Here is a 24743-nt window from a genome sequence, read left to right as displayed (position 1 = left end):
CGCGTTACCACGGTTTGGTTGGTGTAAGTGTGCCTGGTGTGACCGGCATTTGTGTCTCGCGCCGGTCACGTTACGGTGACGCTACGGCGGCATGGGCCGCCGTCGGCGTCAGCGTCGCTTGAGTGATTCCTGGAGACTCTTCGGCCGGATGTCGGTCCAATTCTGTTCGATGTAGTCCAGGCACTCCGCGCGGCTCGCTTCGCCGTAGACCACCCGCCAGCCGGCCGGTTTTTCGGCGAAGCTAGGCCACAGGCTGTGCTGGTCCTCGTCGTTGACCAGAACGAAGAAGGTGCCGTTTTCGTCATCGAAGGGGTTGATGCTCATCGCGTCTCCTTGTCGTGTGCGTGGACGGGCCCACCAAGCCGCCACTGGATCCCAGTATCCGGTCAGACAACAATCCCAAGCAGCTGAGGTTGGGAAATCCGGGCCCCTGCGTCAGTCCGGACAAATTGGGCAGAAACAGCTTGGGCTTGACGTCGGCGACGGCCAGGTCGTAGCCGATCGCCTCCTGCAGGGTGTCGGCGGTCAGCGGTCCGCCGAGGCCGAGCTCCAACAGGTCCAGCACGTCCTGGCCGAACAACGACGTGAACCACAGCGCGTCGGCGCCGGAGCCGTCGATGACCAGGTCGAAACCGTGTACCGTCTCGAGGTTTTCGGTGCCGCGGTTGGTGGACAGGGTCAACCGGATCTGCCCGTCCCGGCCCACCGCATGGGCCACCCGGCCCCGCAGGTGGCGGATGCGGTCGTCGGCCAGCAGGGCCTCCTGCACGTTGGCCGAGAACACCCCGCGGTCGGTGCGGGCCAGCGCGTCGCGGCGCTCGGCCAGCGTCAAGGCGCTCCAGTCGGTGGGGTCGGAGAACAGCGAGTTCTCGAAGAAGCTCTCCCCACGGGTGAACAGCGTCACCTGCGGGGAAATGACGGTGATGGTCGAAACCCGGTGCCGGAACAGCTCGTTGAGCATGGACGCGGCCGTCTCGCCCCCGCCGATCACCGCCACCCGCTCGGCGCTGATCCGGTCGTGACCGGCGGCCCGGTCCCAGAACTGGGCGATCGAGAGCATCCGTGGGTTGCCGGGCAGCAATGACTTCTCGGCCTGTCCCGGCCCGGTGATCATCAGGGCGTCCGCGTGCACGGTGGTCTCGTGGCTGTGCAGCGCCCATTGGTCGCCACTGACGGCCAGCCGTTCCACCTCGCCGTGCACCACCTCGAGGCCGATCTGGTCGGCGACCCAACCCAGGTATTGACTCCACTTGCGATGAGTCGGAGCCGGCCGGCCCCGGTCGATCCACTCGGCGAACGCCGCCGTCGCGATCAGATAGGACTGCCAGCTGTAGCGGGTCATCCGCTCGTCGAGCTCGGCGTTGCGGCGGGGCACCAGCGCGGACCGGTACGGAAACCCCACATCCTTTTCCGGGCTGGTGCCCAGCCGCTGCGCCCCGTCGGTCCAGCCGCCGCTGGCCTGCCAGTTGGCCGCGACCCCGATCCGTTCGACCGCGACCACCTCGGGGGCGTCGACGCCCATGTCCCGCAGCACGGACGCCTTGGCCGCAACGGCGACCGCCTTGGCTCCCGCACCCAGGATCGCAAGCCTGCTCATGTCACCGTCTCCCGCAGCGATTCGATCCAAAGGCGTTGCAGCTCCGCCACATCGGCATCGTCGAGAATGCCGGGCAGCGTGCGCCACTGCGCGGCCAGCACGCGCTGACCGTCGAACTTCAGGATGGCGGCCACGATGGTGAGCTCGTGACGCACCGCCAGATCGGGCTCCGGTTGCGGCGACACCCCGGCGAGCAGCTCGCGCTCGAGGGTGAGTCCGGTCCCGCCGCCGGAGTGGGCGGCGCCGAGGTAGTTCAGCAGCAGTTGCGGGCCTGGCAGCGGGGCGAGGCGCTCGGCGGTGTCGGGGCGCAGATAGCGCAGCAGCCCGTAGTCCAGCCCGTCGCCGGGGATGGCCGCCAGCTGCTCCCCCACGTCGCGCGGGTCGGCCGACGGCACCCGGATCGGGTAGATGGAACTCAGCAGTCCGACGGTGTCGCCGGTGTCGAGGGTGTACGCGCCCGGCCCGTCCACGAGACCGTCGGCGCGGCCGTGGGTTTCCAGCGCCAGCAGGGGCGGCGGGGTGGCCTGGTTGCGCGACCGCCGCCACCGCGTCACCGTCGCCGCGGTGGCGGCGATCAACAGGTGCGGCAACGGCACGCCCGACTCCAGCAGCCGGCGGGTCGTGTCGGCGTCGGTGGCGGTCAGGCGGACGGTCAGGTCGCGGGCCCGGTCGCGACCCGGGTCGACCCGCCGGGCACCGAGATCGGGATCCGCACCGTCGGACTGGGCGACCCAGAACCGCACCGTGTCCAGCCGGTGGGCGCGCTCGACCAGCGCCCCGGCCCAGCGCCGGTAGCCGGTGTGCTCCCGGACCGGGGCGGGCGGGTGACCGGTGGCCAAAGCCGTTAGCGCGGCGCCCAATTCGCCGAGAACCACTCGCCACGACGCCGGGTCCATCGCCAGGACGTGGGCGGTGAGCAGCAGCACGCTCGGCCCGGTCGGGGGGCGAAGCCACACCGCGGCCAGGAGCGCTCCCCGCTCCGGGTCCAGGCGGTCGACGGCCCGCGCGACGTGTCCGGGGATGGCGGCCTGCAGGTCGCCTTCGACCTGGACTTCGAGGAGTTCGATCCCGGCGGTCTGCGCCGGGATCAGGGTCATCGCGGCGCGGTCCAGGCGGGCGCGCAGCACCTCGTGACCCCGCACGATGCCGGCCAGCGCGGTGTCCAAATGCTCGCGGGTGACACCGTCGGGCAGCCGGATGGCCTCGGTCTGCGCGAGCCGCCGCGGCTCGCCGTATTCGTAGAGCCAGCGGCCGTTGGGCAGCACGGGCATGGGTTCGGTGCCCTCGTCGACATCGCTTGCGGCGGCGATGATTTCGGAGTCGATCGCCTCGGCCAGCTCGCGGATGTTGGCGCACTCGAGGATCAGCCTGGCGCGCAGCGCGATCCCCCGCGCGCGGGCCGCCTGCACCACCGACAGGGCCGCGATGCTGTCCAGGCCCAGCTGCAGGAAGTCCGCGGCCACATCCACCCCGGGTTGCCCCAGCAGTCCCGAAAGCAGCTCGGCCAGAGCGGCTTCGGTGGGGGTTTCGGGCTCGGCCCGGACGGAATCCGGCTCGGCGGCGTCGAGGGCGCTCAGCGCGGCCTCGTCCAGCTTGCCGTTGACGGTGAGCGGGATTTCGTCGACCGTGACGATGCGCTGCGGAATCATGTAGCGCGGCAACCGGGAGCCGAGCATGCCGCGCAGCTCGGCCGGCGACGGCGGGCGCTGCGCCGCGTCGGCGACGACGACGTAGGCGGTCAGCCGCGCGGTGCCGTGCCCCCGGCGCACCAGCACGCCCGCATGCCGGACGGCGGGATGCGATTCGAGGACGGCGGCGATCTCGCCGGGCTCGACGCGGTAACCGCGGATCTTCACCTGCGCGTCGGCGCGGCCCACATATTGCAGCGCGCCGTCGGCGGAGCGACGCACCAAATCGCCGGTGCGGTACATGCGTTCGCCGGCCGCGAACGGGTCGGCCACGAATCGCCGGCCGGTTTCCGCGGCCCGGCCGAGGTACCCGCGGGCCAGCTGGGCGCCACCCAGGTAGAGCTCACCGGTCGCACCGCACGGCACCGGGCGCAGCGCCGAGTCCAGCACGTAGCCGCGGGTGTGCAGCGTCGGCCGCCCGATCGACGGCTCGTTGTGCTCCGCGAGCGCGGCGACCACCGCCTCGACCGTGGTCTCGGTGGGGCCGTAGCAGTTGTAGGCCGTCATGCCCGTACGCGCGCACTCGGCTCGGATCAGGTTCCAGGCCGCGGTACCGAGCGCTTCGCCGCCCAGCGCCAGCACCTCCAGCGGAACCCTGGTCACCAAACCGCATGCCGTGAGTTGGGCAAACATCGACGGGGTGGTGTCGATCATGTCGACGCCGTGCTGGGCGATCGCCGCGACCAGCGCCTCGGCGTCGGTCTGCGTGTGCTCGTCCACGACGTGCACGGCGTGGCCGTCGAGCAGCGCGACCAACGGCTGCCAGGCGGCGTCGAACGCGAACGACCACGCGTGCGCGATGCGCAGCGGTCGGCCCACCCGGGCGGCCGCCGGCCGCAACACGTTGTCCAGGTGGTCGTCGGCGTAGGCCGTCACCGCCGCGTGAGTTCCGATGACGCCCTTGGGTTCTCCCGTGGTGCCCGAGGTGAAGACGACATAGGCCGCCTGGCCGGGCGGCACGTCGACCGCGCGGAAGTCGGCACCGGGCGATACGCCGGCCGAAAGCCACTCGTCGTCGATCACGAGGGACGCCCCGGATTGGCGCAGCATCGATGCCACCCGTTCGGGGGGCGTCCCCGGCTCCATCGGCACACACACGCCACCGGCTTTGAGCACCGCGAGGATCGCGACGATGTACTGCGGGCCGCGGAAAAGCCGGACGGCGACCGGGGTTTCGCGCCCTACGCCGCGGTCCGCGAGCCTGGCCGCCAGGCCGTTGGCGAGCGCGTCCAATTGGCCGTAACTCAGCGCGCCGCCCCCCCAGCTCACTGCGGGGTTGTCCGGGGTCCTGGCGGCGACCTCGGCGAAGCGCGTGTGGACGCCGGCCGGCGCCGGGGCGGGAGCGTACTCGGCTTGCGGGGAGATCTCCTCGTCCTCGAAGAGCACGCTGACCCGGTGCAGCGGACGCTCCCAGTCGCGCAGCAGGCGCTCGGCGGTGACGAGCACCCGCCGGCCGAGTCCGGCGGCGGGGACGGCGCCCAGCGCGCCGTCGATCGCCTCTACCAGCACCACCAGTTCGCCGCCGGCCATGTGGGCCGCGACGGTGATCGGGAAATGCGACAGGGTTTGCAGCGCCGACGGCCGGAATGTCGCACCGGCGGCGGTCAATTCGGCTCCGGCGGTCAGTCCGTCCAATGGAAAGTTCTCGTAGACCAGCAGGGTGTCGAACATCTCCCCGACCCCGGCGAGCGCCCGCAGCTGCGCGTGTCCGAGGTAGCCGTGCTCGCGCAGCAGCGCGGCGTCGCGCTGCACGGCGCGGCATTGCTCGCCGACGGTGGCGGCCGGGTCGAGTCGCACCCGCATGGGCACAGTGTTGACGAACAGACCGATCATCGTCTCCACGCCGGCCAGTTCGGGCGGCCTGCCCGACACCGTGACCCCGAAAACCACGTCCTGGCTGTCGGTCAGCCGGGACAACACCAGCGCCCACGCCATCTGAATCAGGGTGCTGACGGTGATGCCCCGGGAACGGGTCTGCTCGACCATGCGCGCGGCGGCCGCGGCCGGCACCCGCAGTTCGGTGGTGCGGGGCAGCCCGGTCCGCCGGTCCTCCGCCGAGCCCAGCGCCGCCGATAGCAGGGTGGGGCCCGGAAGGCCGGCCAGGTGCTCTCGCCAGACCCGTTGGCCGGCTTCCGGATCGCGACTCGCCAGCCAGCCGATGTAATCGCGGTACGGCCGCGGGGTGACGGGCAGCGCCGACAGGTCACCACCGGCCCGGTACAGCATCGTCATCTCGTTGACGAACACCGGCAACGACCAACCATCGATCACGATGTGGTGGGCGGTGAGCACCAAACGCCATTGCGCGCCGGGCAGTTCGACCAGCAGGAAGCGGATGGCCGGCCCGCGTTCGAGGTCGAACGGCCTGCGGCGTTCGGCGGCCTCCAACGCCGGCACATCCTCGAACGCGGCGGCGACGGTGCGCCACGGCAGGTCGACCCGGGACGGCACGATCTGCACCGGGCGCGCGATGCCGCGGCTGAAGAAGCTGGCCCGCAGGTTCGGGTGTCGCTCCAACATCTTTGCCGCGCAATCACGGAGCAGCGCGGCATCGAGCGCACCGGAGATGTCGGCGGCCATCCCGATCACGTACGGATCCTCGGCGGTTTCGCCGTCGCCGAATTCGGCGAGCGTGGTCAGTGAATACAGGCCCTCTTGCAGCGGGCTCAGCGCCATCACGTCCTCGATGCCGGGCGCGACGTCCCTGGTGGCCGTCATGGCGTACCGTCGCGCGACGACGACCACAGCTGCGTCACGGCGGCGAGATCCTCGGCCGACAGCCCGGACGCGCTCATCGGCTCAAACCGGGCGTCGGCCGGCTCGGCCTCATCTCCGTTCGCGCCCAATGCGTCGAGAGCGGCCGCCAGCTGCTGCACCGTCGGGTTCTCAAAGATCATCCGCGGACTGACCGCCAGGCCGGCGGCCCGCGCCCGCGAGGCCAGCTGCACCGACAAGATGCTGTCACCGCCCAGCGCGAAGAAGTCGTCGAAGCGCCCCACCTCGGGTGTCGACAGCAGCTCGGCGAACACCTTGGCCAGCGCGCGTTCGGTGTCGGTGCGCGACGGTTCCGTCCGTCCACTGGTGCTGACCGCCGGTCGCGGCAGCCCGGGCCGGTTCAGCTTGCCCGACTCGGTCTTGGGGAGCGCGTCAAGGACGGTCAACGACGACGGCATCATGTAGCCCGGCAGCACCGCGCCGATCGCGGCGCGCACCTCCGATGCGAACGAGGCTTTCTCGGCCTCGTCGGCGATCGGCCGTTGTGGCACAACGTATCCGGCGAGCGAGGTGCCCCCATGCAGTTCCCAGGTGCGGGCGGCCGCGACCGCGACGCCGTCGGCCCCCGCCAGCGCCGCCTCGACCTCGCCCAATTCGACTCGGAAACCGCGCACCTGCACCTGATGGTCGGAGCGCCCGACGAACTCCAGCCTGCCGTGCTGGGTCCAGCGCGCAAGGTCGCCGCTGCGGTACAGGCGCGAACCCGGTTCGGTCGCATAGGGATTGGCCACGAACCGGGTCGCGGTCAGCCCGGGCCGCTTCCAGTAGCCCCGCGCCAGTTGATCGCCGGCGTAATACAGCTCACCGACGACCCCGACCGGCACCGGCCGCAGCGCGTCGTCGAGCAGGTAGGCGTCGGCCCCCGGGACCGGCTTGCCCACCAGCGGACGTGGCGGCTCCAGTCGCCCGCGGCACACCGCACCGGACGTTTCGGTGGAGCCGATGTTGTTCAACAGCTCGGTGTCCGCGCCGGAGCACACCGAAACGAGTCGCTGCAGGAGCGCGGTGCCCACCGGTTCTCCGCCACACACCAGGCGGGACAGGGCCCGCACCGCGTCGGGCCGGCTGTCGATCAGGGCGGAGACCAGGCTGGGCACGGCGGTCAGCTGGGCGACCGAATGCCGGATCATCAAGTCGCCCAGAGCTTCCGGGTCGCGGTGCTCGGCATCGTCGGCGAGGATCATGGTGGCCCCCGCCGCGAGGCCGGCCAGCATCTCCATGCCGCCCTCGAGGAACGTCATCGAGGCCTGCGCCAGCCGAACGTCGTCCGCCTTCGGCGGGTAGTGCCGCAGCTGCCAGTCCAGCCGGGCCGCCATCGATCGGTGGGTGCCCACCGCGCCCTTCGGCGTGCCCGTCGATCCCGACGTGAAGACCAAATACATCGGGTCATCCGGGTGCGGATGCGGCAGTTCCCGCCGGTCGGCCCCGCCGTTGTGCACCGCGTCGCGTACCTGCGGGTCGTCCAGCGAGATCACCGTGATGCCGGCGACTTCGGGCATGCTGTCGGCGGCATCTGCGGTCGCCAGCACCACTGGCGGCCGCACGTCGTCGAGCATGAACTGCTTGCGCGCCGTCGGGTAGCCGGGATCGATCGGGAAGTAGCCGCCGCCGGCCTTCATGATGGCCACCAGCGCCACCACCAGGTCGAGGCCCCGCCGCGTCGAAAGCCCCACCAGCGTCCCGGGCCCGACCCCGTGCGCGGCCAGCAGCTCCGCCAGGTTGTCCGAACAGCGGTGCAGCGCGGGGTAATCCATCTGCTGATCGCCGCACCGCACCGCGATCCGGCCGGGTCCCCAGCTTCGGCTCGGCTGCAGCAGTTCGGGAATGGTGCGCGGCCGGTCGCGCGGCGCGCGCTCGCCGCGGCTCCAGTCATCGAGCATCCCCCGCCGCTCGCCGGCGTCGGTCAACTGTACGTCTCGCAAAGTCTGGTCGGGGTTGTTGGCAAACTCGGCTACCACCCGGGTCAGCCAGGCGGCCATCCGCTCGATGGTGGTCCTGGCATACAGCTCCGTCCGGAAGATCAGGTTGCCGTTGTAGCCGATGCCGCCCGAGCCGTCGGTGCCGAAGAAGTTGACGCTCAGGTCGGCGTGCGCCATGTCGAAGACGGGGTCCAGGGAGGTGCACACCGCGTCTTGTCCACCCTCGACCGGCGCCTGCTCGATCACCCGGGTGGCGGGCAGGTGGTCACGGACGTGCACGACGACCTGGAACAGCGGGTTGCGTGACAGGGAACGGACCGGGCTGACGGCGTCGACCACCCGGTCGAACGGCAGGTCCTGGTGGGCGTAGGCGGCCAACGCCGTCTCGCGCGCGCGGGTGAGCAGCTCGCGCAGCGTCGGGTTGCCGGTCAGGTCGTTGCGCAGCACCAGGATGTTGACGAAAAAGCCGATCAGTTGGTCCAATTCGGCCTCGGCGCGCCCGGCGACCGGTGTGCCGAGCGGGACGTCCGGGCCAGCACCCGCCTTGTGCAGCACCACCGCGACCGCCGTTTGCAGCAGCATGAACTCGGTGATGCCCAACTCGCGGGACAACGCGGCAAGCTTGCCGCGCGTCGCCGCGTCGACGCGGAACTCGACGGATTCGCCCGCGCCGCCGGGCACCGGCCGGCGGGGGAAGTCGGGCCGCAGCCCGGTGTCCTCCGGCAGCCCCGCGAGCTGCCGCGTCCAATACTCGCGCTGCTCGGCGGCAACGGCGGACTCCTGGCCGCCCGCGTCACCCAGGAACGCCCCCTGCCACGCCGCGTAGTCGGCGTACTGCACGCGCAGCGGCGCCCAGGACGGGGGCTCCCCGGCCCGGCGCGCCCGATAGGCGGTCATAACATCGGCGAACAGCACGCCGGCCGACCAGTGGTCGGAGGCGATGTGGTGGATCACCAGCGACAGCACATGCTCGGCGGGGTTGTCGGCCGTGTGCAGCACCGCGACCCGGACCGCCAGCTCGCGGTCCAACTCGAAGCAGTGCCGGCGCTCGTCGTCCAGCTGCCGTTGCAGCCACGCGTGGTCGGGGCCGCCGGCGCGGCGCACCGAGACCTCCCGGGCCGTCCCCACCACCTGGTAGGGCGTGCCGTCCACCTCGACGTAGGAGGTGCGCAGGATCTCGTGGCGGGCGATGACGTCGCCGACCGCGGCGATCAGGGCCTCGATGTCCCACGGGCCGGTCAGTTTCGCGGCGAAGGGAATGTTGTTGACCCAGCTGGGACCGTCGACGCGGTAGGCGAACCAGCTGCGCAGCTGAGACGCCGACAGCGGCATGGGCTCGTCGTGGGCGGTCGCGATCAGCTTGGGCCGCGACGGCCTGAGCCCGCCGGAACTCAGCTGGTCGACCCGCTCCGCCAGCAAGCCCACGGTCGACAGCTCGAACACGTCCCGGATGCCAAGGTCCACCCCACACTCGGAACGAATCGCGGTGACGAGTTTGGTGGCCACCAGCGAGTGACCGCCCAGGTCGAAGAACGAGTCGTCGGCCCCCACCCGGTCGTGACCCAGGAGCGCGGAAAACAGTGCGGCGACGCGGCGTTCGGTGATGGTGGTCGGGTCGCGATAGTCAGCGGCCGCAGCGATCTGCGGTTGGGGCAGCGCGGCGCGGTCGATCTTGCCGTGCGCCGTGATCGGGATTTCGTCGAGCGTCACAAAGGCCGCCGGTGTCATGTAGTCGGGCAGCGCGGCGGCCACCCTGGCGCGAATGCGCTCGACCTCAACGGTTTCCGGTCCACCGCCCTGGGCCGGCGTGACGTATCCGACCAGGCTCTTGCCCAGCCGGGGCAGGTCCATGGCCAGCACGACCGCTTGCCCCACACTGGGGTCGACGGAGATGGCGGCCGCGACCTCACCCAGCTCGATGCGAAAGCCGCGGATCTTCACCTGCTCATCGGCGCGGCCGACGAACTCGATGTCCCCGTCGGCGTTGCGGCGAGCCAGGTCGCCCGAGCGGTACAACCGGCGGCCCGGGGCGAACGGGTCGGCGACGAAACGTTCGGCCGTCAGTCCCGGTCTGCCGTGGTATCCGTGCGCGACATGTGTTCCGCCGATGTAGATCTCGCCGATCACGCCCGCGGGAACGGGCCGCAGCGCGTTGTCGAGCAGGTGCACCTGCGTGTTGATCTTGGGACGGCCGATGGGCACCACCCGGGTGCCCTGTGCCCCTTCCACCGGGTAACTGGTGCAGTTGACCACGGTCTCGGTCGGCCCGTAGAAGTTGTACAGCAGCGCATCGAAGGTGGCGTGGAACTTGTCGGCGACCTCGCCCGGCAAGGCTTCCCCGCCGATGGGTACGCGCCGCAGGGTGCGCCACTGGCCGACGCCGGGCAGCGACAGGAACAGCCCGAGCAGCGACGGCACGAAGTGCATCGAGGTGATGCCTTCGCGGCTGAGCAGTTCGGTGAGGTAACCGATGTCGCGCAGCCCGTCGGGCCGCGGAATCACCAGGCGCGCACCCATGATCAACGTGCCGAAAATTTCTCCCATGGAGACGTCGAAGCTGGGCGACGCGACCTGCAACAGCCGGTCGGTTTCGTCGACGCGGTACTCGTCGCCGAACCAGACGAAGTACTCGGCGATGGGCGCATGGGGCACCGGCACGCCCTTGGGCAGCCCGGTCGATCCTGATGTGTAGATCATGTACGCGGTGTTCTGCGGGCTCAGGGGCCGGACCAACTCGGCGGGCGCGGAGGCCGGGTACCGGGACAGGCCGGTAACCGGTTCGCGCAGCGTCAGTTTGGCGTCGGCGTCACCGAGGATGAAGGCCAGCCGGTCCTCGGGGTAGGCGGGATCCACCGGCAGGTAGACCCCACCGGCCTTCAGCACGCCCAACGCGGTGATGACCAATTCGGGTGACTTGTCCAGCAACACCGCGACGCGGTCCTCGGTGCCGATGCCCTGTTCGATCAGCCAGTGCGCCAGGCGGTTCGACTCTTCGTCGATCTCGCGGTAGGTGTACTGGCGTCCCTCGTAGACGACGGCGACGGCCTCGGGGGACAGTCCGGCCCGGCGGGTGACCAGCTCGGGCAGCGTCGCCGCCGGGGTTTCGAAATCCTCGCCGGCCGAGGCCCTGCGCAACCATTCGGCGTCGTCGGCGTCCATCAGCGCGCACGCCGACAGCGCGGTGTCGGGATCGCTCAACGCGTCGTCCAGCAACACTGTGTAGTGCCGCAGCAACTGATTGACCAGCTGCTGATCCAGCACCTCGACCAGGTATTCGGCTTCGACAAGCCCGCCGCTCGAGCCATCCAGCTCGATCATGAAACTCAAGGGCAGCTGGTTGAAATGGCCGCGCAGCTCCGCCCGCTCGCATCGCACCCCGCGCGGGCAGAAACCGGCGCCGTCGGGCTCGCGCTGCCCGAAGCTCACCCGGGTCATCCGGTCGGCGCCGTGCCGGCGATCTGGATTGGACTCGCGCACCAGCCACTCCAAGTCGGCGCGCGAGTGCGCGAAGGCACCCACCGCGCTGTCCCGGGTTTGCGCCAGCAGCTCGCGGAACGTCTGGTGTGGTTCCGGGCGCAGGCGGAGCACCACGGTATTGCCGTAGTAACCGATGTCCGAATCGGTCCCGACGTCCCGGTTGAGGACGGGGGCGGCGACGAGGAAGTCCGTCGACTGGGTGTATCGGTGCACCAGCGCGGCGAACGCCGCCATTAGCACCATGTACGGGGTGGCACCGGTTTCGCGCGCCAGCGCGGCCGCCCGATCGAGGGTGGCCCTCGACAACCGCGCGGTGGCGCGCTGCGCGCGCCAGATGCTGGGCACCACCGAGCCGTTGGGGCCCGGAAGTTCGAGCGGCTCGGGCAGATTCGCCATCAGCGGTCGCCAGTACTCGATGTCCGCCGCGGGATCCGCGGCATCGCCCGGCGGTGGGGCCGGCAACGCGGGTTGGCCGTCGAAAGCGTCCGGATCCGTGTACGCGCGGGTCAGGTCGGCGAAGAACGGTGTCCACGAGGCGTCGTCCCAGGCGACGTGATGGGCGGTGATCAACAGCATCAGCTCGTCGCCGGACAGGCGGGCCACGGTGACCCGTAGCGGCGAATCCTCGGCCAAGTTGAAGGGCCGGCGAAAGTCCCGCTGCGCCAGCACGTCCAACCGCAGCCGGCGGGCCTGATCGGACAGCTCCGACACGTCGTGCTCGGCCCACTCGGGCCGCAGCCCTTCCCGGAGAACCGGATACGGGTCGCCATCCTCGCCCACGGAGTACGTCGTGTGCAGCACGGGGTGCCGCGCGGCCACGGCGTCCACCGCGCGCCGCAAGCGTGCGGGGTCGACCGGGCCGGTGACGAGGTAGGAGACGCAGACGTTGAGCAGCGCGCTGTCCGGGTCCACCGACTGCACGAACCACATCCGGTGCTGGCCGGCGGACATGCGCGGCCGTGCGTCGGCCGCGGCCGCCTCGGCGGCCGGGCTGCCCAGGCCGCGTTCGGCGATCTTGCGGCGCAATATCTCCAGGCGCTCGTCGTCGAGACGGGCCCTGGCCCCGATGGTGTCCGTCACGCTGGGAGTCCAACCTTTCTGCCTTCGGGAGCGTCGAGTGTCACGCCGTCCCGCGAGCCGCCGGGCGAGCCGGTGCTCATCTCGTCGATCAATTCGTTGAGGGTGATCCCGCCGAGCATGCGGGCAACGGGGATGGAGCTTCCGACCGTCCGGCGCAGCCGCTTGCGCAAGTCGAGTGCGAGCAGCGAGTCGACACCGAGGTCGATGAGCGGTGCGGTCGGGTCGATCGCTGCCGGGTCAGCCAGGTGCAGCGTCGCGGCGAGTTCGGCGCGCACCGTCGCGGCGAGGGGTTTGGCCGCGGAGCCGTCGGCTCCCGCCACCGGCGTCGTGGACGGCGTTGGCATGCCCTGACTTTCGAAGAACACCCCGAGCCGATCGAGGTCCGCATCGAAGATCAGCGGATCGCCGTCGTAGCTGTGCAGGCTCGCCTCGATCGCCCGGTCCGGAGCCATCGCGATCAGGCCGGAGCGTTCGGTGCGGGCGATCTCCTCGGCCGCCACGACGCCGGCGGTCTGCCACAGTCCCCACCGGATCGCCATCGTGTCGCGGCCCCTGCGGCGCAGCGCGGCGACCAGCACGTCGAGCATCCGGTTCGAGGCGGCGTACGCGGCGTGGCCGTAGCCGCCCCATACCCCGAACACCGACGAGCAGGCCAGGATTCGGCAGTCCGGCCGCAGCGGCCACACCTCGGCCAGCACCGCCAGGCCGCGAACCTTTGCGGCACACACCGCCGCCACGTCGGCGCCCGTCAGCTCGGAACTTGGGCGGGCCTCGGCGATGCCGGCGCTATGGATCAGCAATGACGCGCCCGGGCCGGCGTGCCGGGCCGCGGCGGCTGCGAGGGCGGCCGGATCGGTGATGTCGCAGCGCGGGGCGTGTACCTCGGCGCCGTGGTTTTCGGTGAGCCGGCGCAGCGCGTCCCCACCAATGCCGTTGCGGCTCAACAACGTGACCGTCCGCGCCCCCCGCTCGATGCAGTACCGCGCATACTGCAGGCCGATGGCTCCGCTGCCGCCGGTGATCACCACATGGTCCAGCGCGTCGGCACTCAGCGGCCGTTCGGTTGTCGAGTCGAAGCACTGCCGAAAGGTTCGGACGTAGGGTCGCGGTGATTCACCGCCGCGCAGCGCCACCTCGGCCGCCTCGCCGAGCAGCGCGTCGACGACGGCGCGCGCGGTTGCGGCATCGACGTCCCGGTCCGGCAGGTCGAGATGTTTGAAGGTCTGCTCGGGGAACTCGAACCCGACGCTGCGATGCATCGCGGCCAGCGCCGCCTGCGCCGGGAAGGCGTCCGAGTCGTCCGGATCGACGGTCTCGGCGCCCGCGGTAAGCAACCAGACGGTCCGGCAGCGCGGGCCGATCAGGGCGGCGTAGTCGGGTAGACCCGCGTCCGGCCGGCCACCGATCTGCTCGACCGCGGCGGCGGGGTCCGGCTCGTCCAGCGCCGGCGCGATGACCGCGAGGACCTCCGCGTCGTTCGGCGGCACCACCCGGCAACCGCCTTGTGCCCCAAGGGCATCGATCAGCCGGCGCGTCAGGGCGCCTTCCGTCGGCGCGACGGCGAAGACGCCGACGTCGGCGCCCGACGCGGCCGACGGGGCCGCGTGCTGCCAGTCCTCGATGACGATGTTGAGCGCCGGGGCGGGCGGTGCGGTCTCGATCGGCGGTTCGGGCGCCGCCCACAGGTGTACGGCCCGCATCGGCGCGTTCGGGAACCCGCGCAGCGGTGGCCGGACGCCACCGGGAATGGCGTGGGCCCATTGGCAGCCGGGATCGGCGGTCCCCACTGCCGCGATGTTCGCCGTCAGCGTGTCGACGATGGCGCCGTCGCGATGACCGGACCCGACGGCCACCGCCGTCTCGCCGATCATGTCGGCGAGCGGATACAGCAGCGAGGGGTGCGCGGACAGCTCGACGAACGTGTTGGCCCCGAGCCGTTGGGCCGCGGTCACCGCTTGGTCAAATCGTACTGTGCTGCAGAGGTTTTCATACCAGTATCGGGAGAAGTCCGCGTCACTACCGACCTCCGTGCCAAAGGTCGAGCCGATGAACCGCACCGGACCGTCCCGGAATGCCGAGCCTGGTACCCGCTCGGCCAGTGCGGCGCGCAACTGCCGCAGCACGCTGGTGTGCCCGGGGTAGTCCACCGACAGTTGATGGGTGAACATGCCCCGCTGCCGCGCCAGCCGCACGGCGGCCGCGACGGCGTCGCGGTCTCCGGACACCACGGTCGACGCCGGGCCGTTGACCGCCGAGACTTCCAGCCAGCCTGCCGTTTCGGCGATCAGGGACTCGGCCTCGTCGACACCGGCACCGAGCACCGCCATGGCGTAGTGGCCCGCCAATTGGTCGACGATGGTGGCGCGGGCGCCGACCAGGCTGGCCGCGTCGGGCAACGATATCCTTCCGGCCACGTACGCCGCAGCGACCTCACCGAGGCTGTGACCAATCGCGAGGGCCGGCAGCACGCCATGGAATTGCCATTGGTGGGCCAGGCTGACCGCGTGGGTGAACTGTGCCCCCTGAATTTCGGTGCGCGAGCAGTTCCGGTCGCGCTCCCCGATCAGGTAGGGCAGCGGTGAGGGCAGCCCGGCGGCGCGGAAGGCCCGGGCGCACCGGTCGGCCTCGGCGCGGTACGCCGGAAGCCGTTGATAGGCCTCGGCGCCCATCGACTGCCACTGGTTGCCCTGGCCGGGAAACACGAAGGCGATGCACGGGGCGGCGCCGAGGGAGGATCGGGTGACCAGCGGGTGCTCCTCGCCGCGGGCCAGCGCGGACAGGCCGGAGAGCAGCTCGCCCCGGCCGGAGGCCCGCACCACCGCGCGGTGCCGGCGCACCCGCCGCAGGCGCAGCAGCGTCGAAGCTACCGCCGCGGTATCCGCGTCACCGCGGCCCAGATAATCCACGATGGCCCGGGCGTCCTGACCGATCAGCCCTTCGTCGTGTGCCGAGAGCAGCACCGGCACGCGGTCGTCGGGCAACGGGGTGGTCAGCATCATGCGACCTCGGGGAGGGAGACGATCACGTGCGCGTTGGTGCCGGCGATGCCGAATGCCGACGCCGCCGCGACCCGTTGGCCGCCGATCGCGGGCCACGGCGTCAGCGTCGTCGCGAGGCGCAATCCCTGGCGGTCCCAGTCGATTTCCGGGCTGGCTTCCGACGCGTGCAGCGTGGGCGGGACGGCTTCGTGCGCGGCGGACACCACCACTTTGGCTAGGCCGAGGGCCCCGCTGGCGGCCAGCGCGTGGCCGACGTTGGATTTCACCGAACCGAGCAGCGCGCCGCCGCCGGGCGCCGTGTCGCCGTAGGTCCGTGCCAGCGACCGCAACTCGGTGCGGTCACCGAGGCGGGTGCCGGTGCCGTGGCCCTCGACCATCCCGACGTCTCCGGGCCGGATCCCGGCCTGCGTCATGGCGCGCCGGAACAGCCGGACCTGGGCGTCCCCGCTGGGGGCGCTCAGTCCGGCGCTGCGACCGTCCTGGTTGACGGCGGTGGCGCGCACCTCGGCGACGACGTGGCGACCGGCGCGCAGCGCGGCCGATTTGCGTTGCAGCACAAACATCGCCGCCCCTTCGGCCCACACCGTCCCGCTGGCCTGCGCGCTGTACGGCCGGCAGTGGCCGTCGTCGGAGAGGGCGTGCTGTTTGGAGAACTCGACGAAGAACCCGGGCGAGCCCAACACGTTGACCCCACCCGCCAGCGCCAGATCGCAGTCGCCGATCTGGATCGAACGCACGGCGAGGTGGAACGCCGCCAGCGCGGACGCGCACGAGGAGTCCACCGTCAGCGCCGGGCCGGCCAGCCCCAGCGTGTAGGCGACCCGGCCGCTGATCACGCTCAGGGCCGTCCCGGCGAGCAGGTGGCCGCTGTGCCGGGAGAAGCTGGACATCTGCGGGCCGTATCCGGTGGCCGAGGCGCCGACGAAGCACCCCACATCGTGCCCGGCCAGGTCGTCGGGATTGATGCCGCTGTTTTCCAGCGCGCGCCAGGACACCCGGAGCACGACGCGTTGCTGGGGGTCCATGGCGACGGCCTCCCGCGGGGAGATGCCGAAGAACTCGGGGTCGAACATCGTTGCGCCGGAGAGGAATCCACCGCGATCGTGGATCTCCTTGAAACCCCCGCGCCGCGAACCGGCGAGCAGCTCGCGCACCTGCCAGCCCCGATCGGCGGGGAACGGCCCCAGCGCCTCACGCCCGTGTGACAACAGTTCCCAGTACTTGTCGGCGGTGTCGATGCCGCCGGGCGCTTCGAGCGCCATGCCGACGATCGCCACCGGATCGGACGCACCGTCGAACCCGTTGTCACCCATCGGCGCTCACCCGCTGCGCAACCGCGTCGAGGTGGTCGCTGAGATAGAAGTGCCCGCCGTCGTAGAGGAACATCTCGAAGGCGCCCGCGGTGTGGTCCTCCCACAGCCGCAAGGCGACCGGATCGACGCGGTGGTCGTCGCGCGCCCCCAGTACGGAGATGTCGGCACCGATGCGGACGCCGGGGGCGCATCGGTAGCGGTTGAGGGCTTGGTAGTCGGCCCGCACCGCGGTGGTCAGCAGCTCGGCGAACTCCTCGTCGGCGAGCAACTCGGGGTCGGTGCCGCCGAGATCGGCGATGTCGGCGAGCAATCCGTCGTCGGTGGTGGGGAGTTCGGGCATGGTGGCAACCGCGGACGGCGCCGGCCCGGCCGAGACCCACAGGCGCTGCACCGCCGTGTCGCGGGATTCGGCGATCCTGGCGAATTCGAAAGCGACGACGGCACCCATGCTGTGGCCGAACAACCGCAGCGGCGCAACCCGGCTCCACGGTCCGCCGTCGAACAGGTCCTGGGCAAGGTCGTGCACGGTGTCGGGAGCCGGATGACCCAGCCGGTCCGCACGCTGCGGGTACTGCACGATGTACGTGTCGCCGCCCGCGGCCAGCGCGGTCGCCAGCGCCCGGTAGCCCGCCGCGGCCGCGCCGGCGTGCGGAAACACGACGGTCGCGCCTGGCCGCCGGCCCCCGTTCCTGCCGGGCACCCGCTTGATCCAGGACGCGAATTCGGTTGGCATGCTCACCACGTGGTTGAAGGTCATTGCGGCGTACCGGATTTCCCGCTCTGGTGAGCAGCCGACAGTACCGCATCGGCGTCCATCTGGATGACCTCGAGATACAGCTCGGCCACCTGATCCAGCCGCCCGCCGTCGCGCTCGCGAGCGGCAAGCAGGCCGGCGAGCGCCGCGACTGTCTTGGTGGCGAACATGTCCGCGACCATGACGTGCGGGGTGTCCAGCCACGTGCGAATGCGGCCCACGGCCTGGGTGGCCAGCACCGAATCACCACCGAGGGCGAAGAAGTCGTCGTCACGACCGACCCGCTCGGTGCCGAGCAGCTCGCCGAGGAGCGCGGCGAGCGCGGATTCCAGCGGCGTCGACGGGGCGCGGTAGCCGGGCTGCCCGGATCGCGAAACCGCCACTCCCAGGTCGCGTGCGACGGCGCGACGATCGATCTTGCCGGCGTCGGTGAACGGGATGCGCTCGACCAGCGCGATGTGGCGCGGAACCATGTGCGCCGGTACGAGTTCGCCCATCAGCTCCCGAATTCGGTCGGCGGTCAGCTCGGCGCGTTCCCTGCGGACAGCGGCGGCCAGCACCTCGGATCCACCGGATCCGGGCAGCACCGCGGCGACCGCGATCGCGACGCCCGGCAGCCGGCGCAGTGCGGCCTCGATCTCGCCGAGTTCGACGCGGTACCCGCTGATCTTGACCCGATGGTCGGCCCGGCCGACGAATTCCAGCGTGCCGTCGGGCCAGTAGCGGGCGAGGTCACCTGTGCGGTACCACGTTCGGCCGGCGTGCTCGACGAAGCGCTCGGCGGTGAGGTCCGCACGTCCGCGATAGCCCCGGGCGATGCCGCGACCGGACACCCAGAGCTCGCCCGCGACCCAGTCGGGGCAGTCATCGCCCGCGTCGTCGACGACGCGGCAGGCGTTGTTCGCCAGCGGGACGCCGTACGGCAGGGCGGTCCAGTCCGCCGGCAGTTCGTCGGGATCGGCGACCTCGAAAATGGTGTTGTGCACCGGGGTTTCGGTCGCTCCGCCCAAGCCCGCGAAGCGGAGGTTCGGCGCCTCGGCCTTCAGGCGGCGCGCCACCTCGGGGCGCACCCAGTCCCCGCCGGTGGGAATCACCCGCACCGAGGAGAGCCTTCCGCGGCCGACCTCGAGGAGCATCTCCAGCCAGCCCGGCATGAAGTGCAAGACCGTGACCCGGTGGGTGTCGATGAGCCGGGCCCAGGCGTCGGGGTCGCGGCGCTGGGCCTCGTCGACCACGACGATCGACCCGCCGGTCCGCAAGGTGACGAAGACGTCCATCACCGAGATGTCACCTTCGAGCGTGGAGAGGGCCAGGCAGCGGTCCGCGGGGCCGATCTGGAAGTGGCGGGCGATGAACTCCACGGTGTTCATCGCGCCGTCGTGGGTCACCTCGACGCCCTTGGGCTCGCCGGTCGAGCCGGAGGTGAACAACACGTAGGCGAGTTCGGCGGGATCGACTCTCGCCGGGCGCATCTCAGCGGAGGCGGGTGTGTCGCGCAGCACGTCGGCGAGGATCAACTCGGGCACCGGCAGCGCCAGCCGCTGCCCGCCGCACACCAGGGCCAGGCGCACCCCGCCGGTCCGCAGGATGCGTTCCGCGCGATCGCGCGGCTGGTCGACGCCGATCGGCAGGTAAGCCGCGCCGATGCTCAGGATGCCCAGCAGGGCGGGCACCTGCTCGGCGGTCTTCGGGCCCACCACCGCCACCGTGTCGCCGGCGCCGACGCCGGCCGCATGCAGTACGGCGGCCACCGCCAGCGCCTGGTCGCGCAGCTGGCCGTAGCTGAGGTCACCGGAGCCGGCGAACACCGCGGGCGCGTCGGGCCGCCGCTCGGCTTGCCGAAAGAACCCATCGTGCAACGCTTCTCCGCTAGGTGGGGCGATGCGGCCATTGACCGCCTCGCGCACCGCGCGCTGCGCGTCCGGCAGCGGCGCCGGCCCCGGTGCGTCCCAGTCGTCGTCGGCGCGGGCCAGCCTGAGCAGTTCGTCGATGTGGTGGGCGAACATGGCGTCGATCACGCCCGGGGCGAAGATGCCCTCGCGCACATCCCAATTCACCAGCACGCCGCCATCGAACTCGGTGACCTGTGCGTCGAGCAGCACCTGCGGGCCCTGGGAGATGAGCCACGCGGGCGTGCCGAATTGCGCGATGACCTCGCGGCTGAACAGCTCGCCGAGGCCCAGGGCGCTGGTGAACACCACCGGTGCCAGCACCTGGGTGCCGCGGTGCCGGCTGAGGTCCCGCAGCACCGACAGCCCGGGATAGGCGCAGTGTGCGGCAGCGGTCCGCATCGCGTCCTGCACGGCATCCGCCCGCGCCGCCGGCGTGCGGGTTCCGGTGAGGTCGACGTCGAGCAGCAGCGAGGAGGTGAAGTCGCCGACCAGCGAGTCGACGTCGGGATGCAGGGGTTGGCGCCCGAACAGCGGCACGTTCAGCAGGAAACGTGAGGTGGTCGACCAGCGCGCGAGCGCGTTGGCGAACGACGCGGCGAGCGTCATGGCCGGGGTGATCCCGCGGGCCTGCGCGCGTGAGAACAGCGCGTCGCGGGTGTGGGGATCCAGCCAGTGCCAGAGCCGGGTGCTTCTGCGCGAGCTGCGGTCGCCGGTGGTGGGAAGCGTCGGCGGGTCCGGTAGACCCGGGATGCGCCGTGCCCACCACTCGCGGGCGGCATCGCGAGCCGGCTGGGGCCGCGCCTCTTCCACCTCGATCGCATGCCGGTACTGCCGGTAGGTGTAGCCCAGTGCGGGCAGTTCGTGCCCGAGGTAGAGGGCGGCCAGGTCGGCCATCAGGGTGCGATAGCTCATCGCATCGGCGGCCTGCATGTCCAGGTCGACGTGCAGGCGCGAACGCTCGCCGGGCAACCGCGTCAGTGCCAGCTCGAACACCGCGTCGTCGAGCTGCTGGTGCGATCTGGTGTCGCGGATGGCGGCCAGCCGCTGATCGACTTGGTCGCGGCCCAGGTGGCGGAGGTCTTCGACCGCGACCGGGAAGTCGTCGCCCGCCGCGGCATCGGCGATGCGCTGGGTGCCGTCGGGCAGGAACCGCACCCGCAGCATCGGATGGCGCCGCGCCAGCGCCGCGGCGGCCGCGCGCAGCCGCTCGGGACCGACGGGGCCGCCGTCGAATTCGACGTACAGGTGACCCGCCACACCGCCCAGCTGCTGACCGTCCTGGCGGCCGACCCACATCGCATGCTGCATCGGCGCCAGGGGGAAGGGATCACCGGCCGCACCCTCCGGTGATTCGGCGGGCGGCGAATCGGCGGACCCGTCCCGGCCGGTGAGCAGGTCGGCCCAGGCCTCGAGCGTCGGGGTGGCGGCCAGCGTGGCGAAATCGACCGCGATGCCCTGACGTCGCCAACGGCCCGCCAACGTCATGATCCGGATCGAGTCCAGGCCCTGGCCGATGAGGTTGGCGTCCGGTTGCAGGTCGTCGGCACCGACGCCGAGCAGTTCGGCAACCTCCGCCCGGACGTCTTCCGAGCGCACCGAGGCACGCACCACGAACCCTCCCTGAATTAGCACAGGCTGCCCTAAGTTGTGGTTACCCTATCCTTACTCCCGGATCGCCGCCACTACGCCCCCATGCCTGAGGAACTCATGACCGCGAACACAGGGCAGCCCCCGGCCGGGGCCCTCGACGGCTTCGTGCCGTTCCCCGCCGAGCGGGCCGCCGCCTACCGGGCGGCCGGCTACTGGGCGGGGCGCACGCTGGACACCATCCTGGGCGACGCGGCGCACTGGTGGCCCGGCCGCACGGCCGTGCTCGACGCCGTGGGCGGCGCGAGCCTGACTTATGCGCAGCTCGACGAGCGCGCCGACCGCGCCGCGGCGGGACTGCGCGGCGCGGGCATCGCACCGGGCGACCGGGTGCTGCTGCAGCTGCCAAACGGATGCCAGTTCGCGGTGGCGCTGTTCGGGTTGTTGCGGGCGGGCGCCATCCCGGTGCTGTGCCTGCCCGGACACCGGGCGGCGGAACTCGGACATTTCGCCGCCGTCAGCCAGCCCACGGCATTGGTGATCGCCGGCGCCGCAACCGGTTTCGACTACCGCGACATGGCACGCGAGCTCGTCGCGGACCACCCCGCGCTCGAGCACGTCATCGTCGACGGCGACCCCGGCCCGTTCACCTCGTGGGCGCAACTCTGCGCGCAGAGCACCACCCCGCCCCCTACACCGCCGCGCGATCCGGACTCGCCTGCGCTGCTGCTGGTTTCGGGCGGAACCACCGGCACTCCCAAGCTCATCCCCCGCACCCATGAGGATTACCTGTTCAACGCGACCGCCAGCGCCCGGGTCTGCCGGCTCACCGCCGACGACGTGTACCTGGTGATGCTCGGGGCGGGGCACAACTTCCCGTTGGCCTGCCCCGGGCTGCTCGGAGCCATGACGGTGGGTGCCACCACCGTGTTCGGCACCGACCCCAGCCCGGAGGCCGCCTTCGCTGCCATCGAGCGTCACGGCGTCACGGTCACCGCCCTGGTGCCGGCCCTGGCCAAACTGTGGGCGCAGGCCTGCGAGTGGGAGCCCGTGACGCCGAAGTCCCTGCGGCTCCTGCAGGTTGGCGGCGCGAAGCTGGAGCCCGACGACGCCCGCCTGATCCGCACCACCCTGACGCCGGGACTGCAGCAGGTCTTCGGGATGGCGGAGGGGCTACTCAATTACACCCGCCCAGACGATCCTCCCGAGCTCGTCGACCACACCCAGGGGCGCCCGTTGTGCGCGGCGGACGAATTGCGCGTGGTCGACGCCGACGGTGAACCTGTCGAGCCGGGCGAGGAAGGCGAGCTGCTGGTGCGCGGCCCGTACACGCTCAACGGCTACTTCCGAGCCACGCGCGACAACGAGCGCTGCTTCGATCCCGACGGCTTCTTCCGCAGCGGCGACCTGGTCCGGCTACGGCAGGACGGCTATCTGACGGTCACCGGGCGGGTCAAGGACGTGATCTGCCGCGGCGGTGAAACCATCTCCGCGGCCGACCTCGAGGAGCAGATGCTGCGCCACCCGTCGATCTTCGCGGCGGCCGCGGTGCCGCTGCCCGATCCCTACCTCGGCGAAAGGATCTGCGCGGCGGTCGTTTTCACCGGCCCACCGGTGACCCTGGCGGAGTTGAACGCGCACCTCGACCGGCGCGGGATGGCCGCTCACGCCCGACCCGATGTGTTGTTCCCGATGGCCGCGCTACCGACCACGCCGATCGGCAAGGTGGACAAGAAGGCGATCGCCAGGCGGCTTTCGGTGCAGGCAACCTCGTCGGGCTGAGCCGACCCGCGTCAGCCGGTGTCCTTGGCGCGCAACGCATTGAGGAGCCGATCCATCACGGCGCCGGCATCGGCGCGCGCCTGGCGCTGATCGTCCGCGCGGGCGATGTAGAGCGTCGCCTCGCGCAACGCCCCCATGACGGTGAGCGCCGTTGCCTCGACGGGTTGGGGCGGGATGCTGCCGGACTCGATGGCGTTGGTCAGCAGCGCCGTCACGAAGCCGATGTTGTATCGGTGCCCGATGTCGCTCCAGCGTTCCCATCCCAACACCGCCAGCGCCTCCAGCAACACGATGCGCTGAACCTCGGGTTCTGCGCACGCGTCCAACCACAGGCCCGCGCACAGTCGCATGATCTCGACCGGATCGGAGTGCCCCGCCGCCGCGACGGCCTCCCCCATCCGGGCGGCCATCTCACCCTCCACCTGCTCGAACACCGCCGCGAAGAGCTCCGTCTTGTCCGCGAAGTGGTGGTACAACGCGCCGCGCGTCACTCCCGCGTCGCGCACGATCGTCTCCAGCGATACCTCCGCGAATCCCCGCGAGGCGAACAGGGGCCGGGCGGCGCTGATCAGCGCGCCACGCGTGTCGGCGGCACGCTCGGCCTGCGTGCGGCGACCGTCTCGCGCCATGCCACCCTCACTTTCACCCGTAGGTGTGCATTGTCATACACACCGCATGAAGGTTGCGGGACGGTCTGCCGCGGCGTCGTTCAGAACACCCTGAACCGGCGGGCGATGTCCAGGGCCGACGGGTCGCCCTCGGCCTGAACGCCAAGCCCCTCCCAGGTGCCGCGCTGGGTCACCCACCGCACGAACGCCTGTGAATCCGACCCGATCCGCGCGGCCGGCTCCATGTGGGCGCCGAGGTGCAGCGTCCGGGCGCACATTCCGTCGAGGCGGATCTCGACACCGCCGCGTAAACCGTTGAGTAGCTCGGTGTTCTGCTGCGGCAGCGCAGCCTCGATCCAGTCCAGCGTCGGGGCAAGGCGGAGCTCGTCGACGGGCGGCGGATCCGACCGCAACGGGCCATCGGGAGCGAACAAGTCGTACCGAAGGTGGACGAAGGACTCGAAGACAAAAGTCGTGGGCACGACCGAGGCCGGATACGTTCCGACATCGCCAATCGGTATATCGACGTCTTGGCCCTCGACCGCGGCCAGTACGTCCAGGCCTCGTGCACTGACCGACTCGTAGTCAGCCAGCACTTGGGCGGGGGTCATGGAGCGACGCGACTCGACGTAAAGGTCCGCCGCGCGTTCGGCGGGCAGGCCGCCGGGATCGGGCAGCGTCGACGGATCGACCGCCAGCCAGTAGCTACAGGCCATGTGTGACACCAGGTCCTGGACAGACCAGCGCGGACATCCGCTGTCGGTAGCCCACGTCGAGTCGGGCAGGCGGGAGCACACGTCCAGTACGATCGCGCGCTCCTCCGCTATGGCTTCAAGCGTGGTACTCATCAACCTTGACCTCCTTCATACATACCGTATGTATCAACATACACACTGTATGTATGAAGTCAACGGCGTGGCATCTGACCTCCAGCGGGGTTCAGGGAGCGGCGTCGGCGCCCGACCCTCAACGGCCCGACCCCCCACCGCCTGCCCCGCTAGCGCAGGGTGGACGGGCCGAGGGTGGACGACTGGTGAGACGGCACTGCGGACGCTCGCCGAGTTCCGTGTTCGATGCGTTCGAACCCTCTTCGTGCGGCACTAGCCGCGCCGCCTTCCGCCACATCATCAATGGACTTGCTGCGCTGACGCTTTCGCTCTTGGCGAAAGTTGTTGCCTGCGGCCGACTCTGGCGTCCGCGCAGAAATAATGCGGATCTTTGCGTCGACATCGGATGTCCCAGTCGGGCGGTGCCTCATTCGCGCAGTCACCC

General features: G+C 71.0%; 11 protein-coding genes. 1 reads left to right on the top strand and 10 read right to left on the bottom strand.

The genetic code is table 11. From position 1 onward, the window contains the following. Window positions 1–108: 108 nt before the first annotated feature. The 8 genes from A5692_RS06510 to A5692_RS06475 are packed head-to-tail and all read right to left on the bottom strand — an operon-like array spanning window position 109 to window position 21105. Window positions 109–324: an MbtH family protein gene (locus tag A5692_RS06510; RefSeq protein WP_068053623.1), complete on the bottom strand. Its 216-nt coding sequence runs from the start codon at window positions 322–324 to the stop codon at window positions 109–111. Continuing rightward, complete coding sequence (gene mbtG, locus A5692_RS06505; RefSeq protein WP_068053622.1) at window positions 302–1597, bottom strand: NADPH-dependent L-lysine N(6)-monooxygenase MbtG; 1296 nt, start codon at window positions 1595–1597, stop codon at window positions 302–304. The genes A5692_RS06510 and mbtG overlap by 23 nt, the downstream gene beginning before the upstream one ends. After that, window positions 1594–6003: a non-ribosomal peptide synthetase gene (locus tag A5692_RS06500; protein ID WP_068053733.1), complete on the bottom strand. Its 4410-nt coding sequence runs from the start codon at window positions 6001–6003 to the stop codon at window positions 1594–1596. The genes mbtG and A5692_RS06500 overlap by 4 nt, the downstream gene beginning before the upstream one ends. Next, entirely contained in the window at window positions 6000–12536 is a 6537-nt protein-coding gene (locus A5692_RS06495) for a non-ribosomal peptide synthetase (RefSeq protein WP_068053621.1), read from the bottom strand. The genes A5692_RS06500 and A5692_RS06495 overlap by 4 nt, the downstream gene beginning before the upstream one ends. Beyond that, window positions 12533–15535 (bottom strand): mycobactin polyketide synthase MbtD, encoded by a 3003-nt coding sequence (gene mbtD / locus A5692_RS06490; RefSeq protein WP_231984219.1) that lies wholly within the window; start codon window positions 15533–15535, stop codon window positions 12533–12535. The genes A5692_RS06495 and mbtD overlap by 4 nt, the downstream gene beginning before the upstream one ends. After that, the gene (locus A5692_RS06485) at window positions 15532–16848 is read right to left on the bottom strand and encodes a polyketide synthase (protein ID WP_068053618.1); all 1317 of its coding nucleotides are present in this window, start codon (window positions 16846–16848) and stop codon (window positions 15532–15534) included. Before A5692_RS06485 ends, mbtD begins: the two co-directional genes overlap by 4 nt. Beyond that, window positions 16841–17605: a thioesterase II family protein gene (locus tag A5692_RS06480; protein ID WP_068053616.1), complete on the bottom strand. Its 765-nt coding sequence runs from the start codon at window positions 17603–17605 to the stop codon at window positions 16841–16843. The genes A5692_RS06485 and A5692_RS06480 overlap by 8 nt, the downstream gene beginning before the upstream one ends. Further along, complete coding sequence (locus tag A5692_RS06475) at window positions 17602–21105, bottom strand: non-ribosomal peptide synthetase (RefSeq protein WP_068053614.1); 3504 nt, start codon at window positions 21103–21105, stop codon at window positions 17602–17604. The genes A5692_RS06480 and A5692_RS06475 overlap by 4 nt, the downstream gene beginning before the upstream one ends. Before the next feature lie 96 nt (window positions 21106–21201). Here A5692_RS06475 and A5692_RS06470 point away from each other — a divergent pair, with 96 nt between their 5' ends. Continuing rightward, window positions 21202–22863: a (2,3-dihydroxybenzoyl)adenylate synthase gene (locus tag A5692_RS06470; RefSeq protein WP_068053611.1), complete on the top strand. Its 1662-nt coding sequence runs from the start codon at window positions 21202–21204 to the stop codon at window positions 22861–22863. An 11-nt stretch (window positions 22864–22874) separates the two neighbouring features. On the opposite strand, the gene A5692_RS06465 is transcribed toward A5692_RS06470, so the two are convergent. Further along, window positions 22875–23492, bottom strand: coding sequence for a TetR/AcrR family transcriptional regulator (locus A5692_RS06465; protein ID WP_068053608.1), 618 nt, complete (start codon window positions 23490–23492; stop codon window positions 22875–22877). 80 nt (window positions 23493–23572) lie between these two features. Then, window positions 23573–24319 carry a maleylpyruvate isomerase family mycothiol-dependent enzyme gene (locus tag A5692_RS06460; RefSeq protein WP_082962419.1) on the bottom strand — a complete coding sequence of 249 codons (747 nt, stop codon included), beginning with the start codon at window positions 24317–24319 and terminating at the stop codon, window positions 23573–23575. Between the last annotated feature and the right edge of the window lie 424 nt (window positions 24320–24743).

This window comes from Mycobacterium sp. E342 (genome assembly GCF_001667665.1).
In the GTDB taxonomy this organism is placed as follows: domain Bacteria; phylum Actinomycetota; class Actinomycetes; order Mycobacteriales; family Mycobacteriaceae; genus Mycobacterium.
Note: the sequence above shows the minus strand (reverse complement) of the source record. Positions and strands in the feature narration are given on the sequence as shown.